General features: G+C 71.6%; 9 protein-coding genes. 1 reads left to right on the forward strand and 8 read right to left on the reverse strand.

What is annotated here, in order from left to right:
* Window positions 1-9: 9 nt before the first annotated feature.
* From ACGFIG_RS25160 to ACGFIG_RS25190, 7 genes are all read right to left on the reverse strand, one after another.
* Entirely contained in the window at window positions 10-216 is a 207-nt protein-coding gene (locus tag ACGFIG_RS25160) for a hypothetical protein (protein WP_393006814.1), read from the reverse strand.
* Between the two features lie 428 nt (window positions 217-644).
* Window positions 645-1,967 carry an SDR family oxidoreductase gene (locus ACGFIG_RS25165; RefSeq protein ID WP_393006816.1) on the reverse strand — a complete coding sequence of 441 codons (1,323 nt, stop codon included), beginning with the start codon at window positions 1,965-1,967 and terminating at the stop codon, window positions 645-647.
* A gap of 59 nt (window positions 1,968-2,026) precedes the next feature.
* Window positions 2,027-3,580 carry a long-chain-fatty-acid--CoA ligase gene (locus ACGFIG_RS25170; RefSeq protein WP_393006818.1) on the reverse strand — a complete coding sequence of 518 codons (1,554 nt, stop codon included), beginning with the start codon at window positions 3,578-3,580 and terminating at the stop codon, window positions 2,027-2,029.
* Window positions 3,577-3,828 carry an acyl carrier protein gene (locus tag ACGFIG_RS25175; protein ID WP_393006820.1) on the reverse strand — a complete coding sequence of 84 codons (252 nt, stop codon included), beginning with the start codon at window positions 3,826-3,828 and terminating at the stop codon, window positions 3,577-3,579. The genes ACGFIG_RS25170 and ACGFIG_RS25175 overlap by 4 nt, the downstream gene beginning before the upstream one ends.
* Before the next feature lie 2 nt (window positions 3,829-3,830).
* Window positions 3,831-4,103: an acyl carrier protein gene (locus ACGFIG_RS25180; RefSeq protein WP_393006822.1), complete on the reverse strand. Its 273-nt coding sequence runs from the start codon at window positions 4,101-4,103 to the stop codon at window positions 3,831-3,833.
* Entirely contained in the window at window positions 4,100-5,110 is a 1,011-nt protein-coding gene (locus tag ACGFIG_RS25185) for a hypothetical protein (protein WP_393006823.1), read from the reverse strand. Before ACGFIG_RS25185 ends, ACGFIG_RS25180 begins: the two co-directional genes overlap by 4 nt.
* Complete coding sequence (locus ACGFIG_RS25190; protein ID WP_393006825.1) at window positions 5,107-5,748, reverse strand: hypothetical protein; 642 nt, start codon at window positions 5,746-5,748, stop codon at window positions 5,107-5,109. The genes ACGFIG_RS25185 and ACGFIG_RS25190 overlap by 4 nt, the downstream gene beginning before the upstream one ends.
* A gap of 221 nt (window positions 5,749-5,969) precedes the next feature.
* On the opposite strand from ACGFIG_RS25190, the gene ACGFIG_RS25195 reads away from it, so the two are divergent.
* Window positions 5,970-7,025, forward strand: a complete 1,056-nt coding sequence (locus ACGFIG_RS25195) for an FAD-dependent oxidoreductase (RefSeq protein WP_393006827.1) — start codon at window positions 5,970-5,972, stop codon at window positions 7,023-7,025.
* A gap of 49 nt (window positions 7,026-7,074) precedes the next feature.
* Here ACGFIG_RS25195 and ACGFIG_RS25200 read toward each other — a convergent pair whose 3' ends face one another.
* The gene (locus ACGFIG_RS25200) at window positions 7,075-7,950 is read right to left on the reverse strand and encodes a TauD/TfdA dioxygenase family protein (RefSeq protein ID WP_393006829.1); all 876 of its coding nucleotides are present in this window, start codon (window positions 7,948-7,950) and stop codon (window positions 7,075-7,077) included.

Consider the following 7,950-nt stretch of genomic DNA (forward strand, 5'->3'; position numbering starts at 1 on the left):
CGGGGCGCGTCAGGCGGCGCCGTGGTTCAGAACTTCCTCGTTCGTCTCGACGATCACGATGTTGAAGGCCATGGTGTGTACCTCCTCTCGGGCGCGAAGGGCTCGTGCACCCCTGGAAACGACCGTCTCCGCCGGCTTTCGAGACTGACGCTCGGGGGGAACTGCGGTGCCGTGGAAACGCATTCGGGTTGCCGCCGTCGCCGGCGGAATCCTCATCCGTTCTCCCTTTCGGCAATAGAGAACGTAGCGAATGCGTCGGCCTCCTGCCAAGGGGTCGGCGCCCATTTGTTCGTCGCCGTACAGCGAGAATCAATGGAAATTCGAGCCGGCCTTCAGGCGTGCCTGCAGGTGCGGGACCGATCGCAGGATCCGGAGGTCAGCCGCCCTCTCCGGAGGCGCGAATTACCTGTCGATGGGCTGCGGGTGGGTCGCTCGTTCGCGCCGATAGGTATAACCACCACGCGGGCACGGGCATTGCCGTTTGTAAATGCTGTGTGGCCTCGGCTCCGGTCCGTCCGGTCTATTCCGGCGGCTCCCACTGCCGCATCGAGTCCCGGTCCCCGTGCCGAGGCCCGGGACGCGACTGAGGCCGGCTGCCCTGGTCGGTGTCCAGGTCAGCCGGCCTCAGGCCGGTACGGAGCGGGTCAGGCGGCGCCGACGGGCACCGGCTCCGGGGCGGGAGCCGCGGCGGAGACCGGGGCGGGAGCCACGGCGTTGGCCGGCGCGGGGACGGGCACGGCAGCCGGCGTCTGTGCGGGCAGGTACCTGCCGAGCTTGCGGATGCGCCGGGCGTTGTTCTCCATGACGTCGATCGACGGCAGGTCGGCGTCGGTCCGCACGACCGTCGGGCTGGCGGCGGCCGTGTGGATGTTGTTCAGCAGGGTGTGGAACGAGCGGGGGAACAGCGAACTGACGAACTTCGACTGCTGCCGGCCGCGCCGGATGCTGGCCACCGGCTTGGACCAGTCGACCTGGTCGAGCCCGAACCGGTGCTGCCGGACGAGCTCGCGGCGGAACGTCGCCCACGGCACCAGCTTCAGCGTGAACCGCTCGGCGATCTCCTCGGTGGTCACGGGGGTCACCGGGTAGCTGATCACCCGTGGCGCGGCGGACAGCGCGTTGGCCACCACGGACCGGGCCAGCACGTCGCCCGCCACGACCGGGCTGGTGACCTCGGAGTCCCAGACCATGCCGAGCTGGAGGATGTGCGAGATCATGTTCCAGAACGAGTACTCCATCCCGGGGTCCTTGAACCCGGTGCTCGGGCCGCCCAACGCGAACGGCGCCTGGTAGATGTGGATCGGCACCCCGTCGCGGTTCGCCCGCAGGCTGATGTGCTTGACGACCCACTTCATCCGGCTGTAGCCGGTGTAGAAGAAGCTGTTGCGGTAGAAGTCGCGCCACTGCTGGTAGACCTCGCTGCCCACCGAGCCGATGACGTGCAGCGTCTTGAACCGCTTCTGCAGGCAGAACTCGGCGAGCCGGAGCGTCGGCAGCACCTTCTCCTCGCGGTAGCGGGAGTAGGGGTAGTCGTGCGTCGTCGCCCCCGCGGCGTCGATGACCACGTCGACCTCGGTGAGCAGCTCGTCGTACGCGGCGGGGGAGAGCCCCATCGCCGGATCGAGGTAGCTGCCCTCCAGGACGACCAGCTTCCCGGTGTCGGGCAGCTCCATCTTGTACTTGCGCAGCTGCCGGGCGATGCGCTCCTGCCCGGACTTGTCGCCCTTGCGGCGGACCAGGGCGTGGACCGTCGCCACCCGGGGGTCGCCGAGGAGTTCGCGCAGCATGTGCATGCCGACGAAACCGTTCGCGCCCAGCAGGAGCACGTTCCTGGGCTCGTCGGCGCCGCGCCGGGGCAGCCGCGCCGCCACGGCGCGCGGATCCTCCGAGTAGCCGAGCGAGATCCGGTCGGGATTGCCCATCGAGAGCGCGATGCGGTCGCTGTGGTGTCGCAGGGAAATGTGCATGGTTCCGCCTTTGCATGGAGAGTGAGGGTCGTGGAGCCGGAACGGAACGGGCCGGGCCGTCAGGCCACGCGGCGGTCCAGGTGCTGCCAGAACCTTTCACGCAGCTCCCGCCGGAGAAGCTTGCCGCTGGGATTGCGGGGCAGTTGGTCGACGAACTCGTAGCTCGCCGGGATCTTGAAGTCGGCGATCCGCCCCCGCAGGAACGGGGTGAGATCGCGGGCGGTCGCGGGTTGGTCCGGGTGGGTCACCACGAAGCAGTGCACGACCTCGCCCCAGTGCTCGTGCGGTACGGCGACGGCGGCGGCCTCGACGACCCCCGGGTACGCGCAGACCGCGTTCTCGATCTCCGCCGGGTAGACGTTCTCGCCGGCCACGATGATCGTGTCCTTGATCCGGTCGCGGACGAACAGGAAGCCCTCGTCGTCCAGGTAGCCGGCGTCGCCGGTGTGCAGCCAGCCGTCGACCAGCGTCGCGGCGGTGGCGTCGGGCAGGCCCCGGTACTCGATCATCCGCGCCGGGGTCGACAGGCAGATCTCGCCGACCTCGTACGGCGGCAGGAGCCGACCCGTACCGTCGATGATCTTCACGGCGAAGCCGGGGTACGGCCGGCCGGCGGCCTGCATGCGCGGCCCGCCGACGACGTGCTCCGACGGCGGCAGGCAGACGGCGGTGTTGCCGCTCTCGGACAGGCCGTAGATCTGCGCGAACTCGCAGTCGAACATCTCGATGCTGCGGCCGAGCAGCGCCTCGGAGATCGGCGACCCGCCGTAGACGATCTTGCGCAGCGAGACGAAGTCCTCCCGCTTCGGCCGGGGCGGCGCCAGCATCATCTGCAACTGGGCCGGCACGACACAAGCGGTGGTGACGCCGTGGCGGCGGATGAGACGCACCGCCTCGTGCCCGGCGAACACCCGGACTGACACGTTGGTGACGCCGGCGCTGAAGCCCTGGATCGACCACCAGAGGCCACCGATGTGGAACCCGGGAATGCCGATCAGGCTCACGTCGTCGGGCCGCCAGTCGATCCAGTCCAGGTCCTCGGAGGCGAGCGCGTCACGCACCGCGAAGAAGCTGCGGTGGGCCAGCACGACGCCCTTGGGGTTGCCCGTCGTGCCGCTGGTGTACACCTGGGCCAGCGGCTGCTCCTCGGTCCAGGACGGGTCGAGGTCGCCGTCCTCGCCGCCCTGCCAGCCGGTGAAGTCGGCCAGCGACACGACCTCGCGCAGCTCGGGCAGGTCCGGTCGCAGCCCCTCGACGGTGTCCAGGAGGTCCGCGTCGCAGAAGAGGACCGTGCTGCCGGAGTCGCGCATGATGTGGCGGATCTCGCCGGCGCGCAGCCGCCAGTTGATGGGGACCAGCACCGTGCCGCTCTTGGCGCAGGCGAACAGGATGTCGTAGTAGTGCTCTGACTCCTTGCCCAGGTACGCGACGCGGTGCCCGGCCGCCGCCCCGGCGCGGCGCAGGGCGTGCGCCGTCGCGTTGCTGGACCGGTGCAGCTCGGCGTAGCTGACCGTACGGTCCTCGCAGTGCACCGCCGGGTGCTCCGGTCGCCGCGCGGCGTGGAACGCGATGACGTCGTGCACCGTGCGCAGCTGCGGGTGGTACGCCCTCATCGGCCCGTTCCCTCCGGCACCGCCAGCGTCTCCTCGAGGAACCGCACGATCGCCGGCCCGGACGCGAGGGCCGGCAGCAGGTTCGGGTCGATCTCGATGCCGAACGCGTTCTCGATCGCCATCATGAGCTGGATCTGACGCAGCGAGGTCCAGCCCTCCACGGTGTCCGGCTCCAGTCGCTCGGGCAGCTCGTCCGGTGCGACACCGAACACCGAGGCGATCACCTCGCGGACGCGGGTCTGCAACATTGCTACTCCTTGGGTGTCGCGCCGGGGCCCTGCCCCGGGGTGAAGAAACGTCGCGTGATCCGGGAGATCGTGCGGAAGTCGTCCGTGCTGACCTCGTCGAGGGAGATCTCCGTGCCCAGCTCCGCCTCGATCAGATAGAGCAGCTCGACGAAGTGCATCGAGTTCAGGACGCCGGTGTCGACGAGGTCGTCGTCGGCACCGACCGAGTCGATGTCGGGGCAGCGGGCGCGCAGGAACGCGGTGAGGAACTCGGGGACCGTCTCGGTGGTGGTCATGACCTCTCCTCGGGGCGCGGCGGTGCGGGCAGGATCTTCGTGCTGACCCGGGCGGCCGCCGGCTCGCCGGCGCACCGGTGTTCGGCCACGACCCGCCCGGTCGACAGGCCGGTCGGGATGAGCCGGTTGGTCCGCAGCGCGACGGCCGGGTCGCGCAGCAGCGGGTTGGTGTCCCGCACGGCGGCGGAGAACAGCGCGAAGACCGGATCGATGACCTTGGTCGCACCGTCGGAGTCCTCGACCTCGACCCAGGCGTGGACCAGGTCGAGCATGCCGACCACCCAGCCGATCCGGGTGACCGCCGGGATGCCGGCCCGGACGCAGAGCTGGGCCAGGTACCGGCTCGCCGAGTCGCAGCTCGCCACGCCGTACGTGGTCAACAGGTCGACGTCGTCGCGCAGGGCGGCGGGCAGCTTGACCCAGCGCAGGTCCATGGCGGCGAACTCGGCGGCGATCGCCCGCAGCTCGGGTGAGCGCAGCTCGGCCAGCTCGCCGCGGGTGTGGACGGTCGCGGTGACGGCGAGCTCCGACGCCGTACGGGTCACGGTGTCGCCGCTCGCGACGGCCGTGCCGTCGGCGGGCTCGACCGTCAGGTCGTGCACCGCGCCGCCGCAGCCTTCGGGGCGCGGCAGGGCCAGCGTGCTGGTCGGCGCCGGGCCGCACGTGCCGGCGGCGCAGGCGACCCGCAGCGCGAACCGGGAGGCGCGGGGCGCGAGCAGGTCCCCGGTCGACGAGCGCATCCACCGCAGCGAGTAGGCGAAGGCCTGCTCCGGCACGGTCGTGCCGGAGCCGGAGTGCAGCGCCAGGTTGAACAGGTCGTGCGAGTCGAAGCGCTCCGCGCCCGCGTCGCCGCTGGCCGGCAGCCCACGGTCCAGCAACGTGGACAGCGTGTGGTCGTCGCAGCCGAGGAGCTGTCGGGCCGCGGCGCGGTCCACGTCGTCGAGCCGGTGCTCGGGCGGGATCGCGAAGAGCGTGTCGAGCCCGCGGCTCAGTCCGGCCGCGGTCACGACCGCACCGCCCGGTCGCGCCACATCGTCCTGATGACGCTTCCGGTGCTCAGCACGTACTCGTCGACGGAGGCCCAGCCGAGCATCTCGTTGATCTGCACCTGCTCCGGGCCGGCCGACGTCTCCAGGTAGCCCGGCAGGTCGAGGGCCTCGGCCCGTGCCTGGCCGGCGCGCATGAGGACGTAGCCGACCCCGACCGAGTCGACGCGGCGACCGAGCACCGCGAACCACACGTGCGGGCGGTCGGGTCGCATCCGGTCCAGCGCGTTGGAGATCCGGACGGCGTGCACCACGGCCCGCGGCCCGGCCAGCAGGCACGCCACCGAACGCAGCGCCCAGCCCCACCACGGCGTGGTGCGCTCGTCGCCGTAGAGGACGAGGATCCCGTCGAGCCGCTCGGCGCGGTACGCGGCGAGGGTGATGCCCGAACTCATGAGCTGGGCGATCACCAGCTCCGCGAGGTAGAGGGCGGTCAGGGCCGACCTGCGCTGCCAGCGGGGGAGCGAGCCTGCGGCGGCCCAGATCGCGCCGTCCTCGTACGCCTCGGCGAGCAGCCGCGCGCCCGCCCACAGCTGCCGCCACCGGAGGTCCCGGACCTCGAGCCGGGGCTCCGGCCGAGCGATTCTCTGACTGTTCACATTGCACCCCACGTCCGAACGGGAGCCCCGCTGACCTGGGTGAATTTATTGGTCTTGGGTAATCGGCCAGTAATAACAAGGCCCCTCCGGCGGTTTCTGCGCCACCGGTGGCTGCCGACGGACTCCCTTCCCCGCCGGCGGGCCCGGATGGGAGACTGAGCCGTGTCGCGTGACGACGTCGGGAGCCCGCCGGAACAGCCCCGCACCGATTCGGCGCCAGCGTGATCGCCGGCCACTGGGAGGTCGTCGTGGTCGGCGGCCGGATCGCCGGCGCGTCCACCGCGTGGGCTCTCGCGCCGTACGCCGAGCGGATCCTCGTCGTGGACGCCTCGCGGCCCACCGCGTTCTGGCCGCAGCAGTCCACCTGGGACCGGGACGGCAACCTCGCCTGGGCCGAGCTCGGCCTGCTGGAGACGGTGCTGGCCTGCGGCGCCCCCCGCACGTACGGCGACACGCAGCGCATCGGCGAGGAGGTCGTCGAGCGGGTCTACCCGCGCGAGGACGACCACTCGTTCCGGATGAGCGTGCCCCGCGAGGTGCTGGACCCGGCGCTGCTGACCGCCGCGCGCAGCCGTGCCAACGTCACCGTGCTGCGCCCGGCCCGGGTGCGGGACCTCACGATCGACGCGGGGCGGGTACGCGGGGCGACCGTGCGCCACGGCGGCGTCGACAGCCAGGTCACCTGCGACCTGCTGGTGCTGGCCGACGGCCGGCTGTCGCGCAACGCCGAACGGGTGGGGGCGAGCGCCTACCGGGTCGTCGAGTCACCGTGGTTCGCGCTGCTGGCCTACTACGAGAACCTGCCGCTGCCCACCGACCGCTCGTACTTCTCGTTGCAGGACCGCAGCGTGCTCATCTCGACGCCCTGCGGCGACAAGCAGTGGTGCGTCGCGCTGGACCTGCACCAGAGCCTGATCGACGAGACCGGTCGGCACCCGGCGCACTCGTACGAGCGGATGGTGCGCGACGACCCGCGCCTCGGCCCGGCCGTCGCCGTCGGCCGCCGCAGCACCTCGATCGGCGGCGCCGGCCGGATGCGGATGCTGCGCCGGCCGATGAGCGGGTCGGGCTGGTGCCTGGTCGGCGACGCCGGCTACCACCTGGACCCGGTCACCGCGCAGGGCACCCGGGCGGCCCTGGTCACGGCCCGGATCCTGCGGGACCGGGTCGCGGGCGCCGGCCGCGTCGCGGGCGCGGACCTGACCGGCCTGACCGACGAACGCGACGCCGCCCTGGAGGCCGACTGGGCCTACACCGAGCAGATCGTGCGCGCCTGACCCGATCCCGACGCCCGATCCCCGACGCCCGATCCCCGGACGTCGCCGGCTATCCGACCGGGCGAGTGCCGTTGATGGTCACCCGCTGGCCGTAGCGGGAGTGCGGGTAGTAGTCCCACACGGCGTGGTGCTGGGTGCAGCGGTTGTCCCAGAACACCAGCGTGTTCGGCGTCCAGCGGACCCGGCAGCTCAGGATGGGCTGCTGGGCGACCCAGCCGAAGAGCATGTCCAGCACCGCACGGCTCTCCTGCCGGGAGAGCTGCACGATGTGCGAGGTGAAGCCGGCGTTGACGAAGAGCAGCCGGCGGCCGGTCTCCGGATGGCGTACCACGACCGGGTGTTCGCTCTTCGGCACGACGTACTCGGGCGGCGGGGTGTGACCCTGCCAGGGGATCAGGCCGTCGTGGACCGCGGTCAGCCCGTCGAGGAAGGCCCGCATCGGTGGGGAGAGCATCTCGTACGCCAGGTGCATGTTCGCCCAGAGCGTGTCCCCGCCGACGCCGATCTCCGGCGTTCTGGTGACGTAGAGCATCGAGCCCAGCGACGGCTCGGCCTCGGCGGTGCCGTCGGTGTGCCAGTCCTCGCCGGCCACGAACCGCGACTCCCGACCGGCGCTGATCTCGAGGATGGCGGCGTCGCCGCCGTCGAGGTCGGCGAGGGGCTGCCGGCGCAGCTCGCCGAAGTGCCCGGCGAAGCGCTTGTGGTCCTCGGCGGAGAGCACCTGGTCGCGGAAGACCAGCACGTGGTGGGCCAGGAAGGCGCGCCGGACGTCGGCCAGTTGCGCGGCCGACAGCTCGGTGGCGAGGTCGAGGCCGGAGACCTCCGCGCCGATCACCGGAGTGATCGGCCGGACGGTGATGGTGTCGTAGTGCTCCGGCGGGCGGGTCGTCGCCCGCTCGACGGCGGCAAGGACGTGTTCTTCCAT

Source organism: Micromonospora sp. NPDC049048, from assembly GCF_043197615.1.
Taxonomy (GTDB): domain Bacteria; phylum Actinomycetota; class Actinomycetes; order Mycobacteriales; family Micromonosporaceae; genus Micromonospora.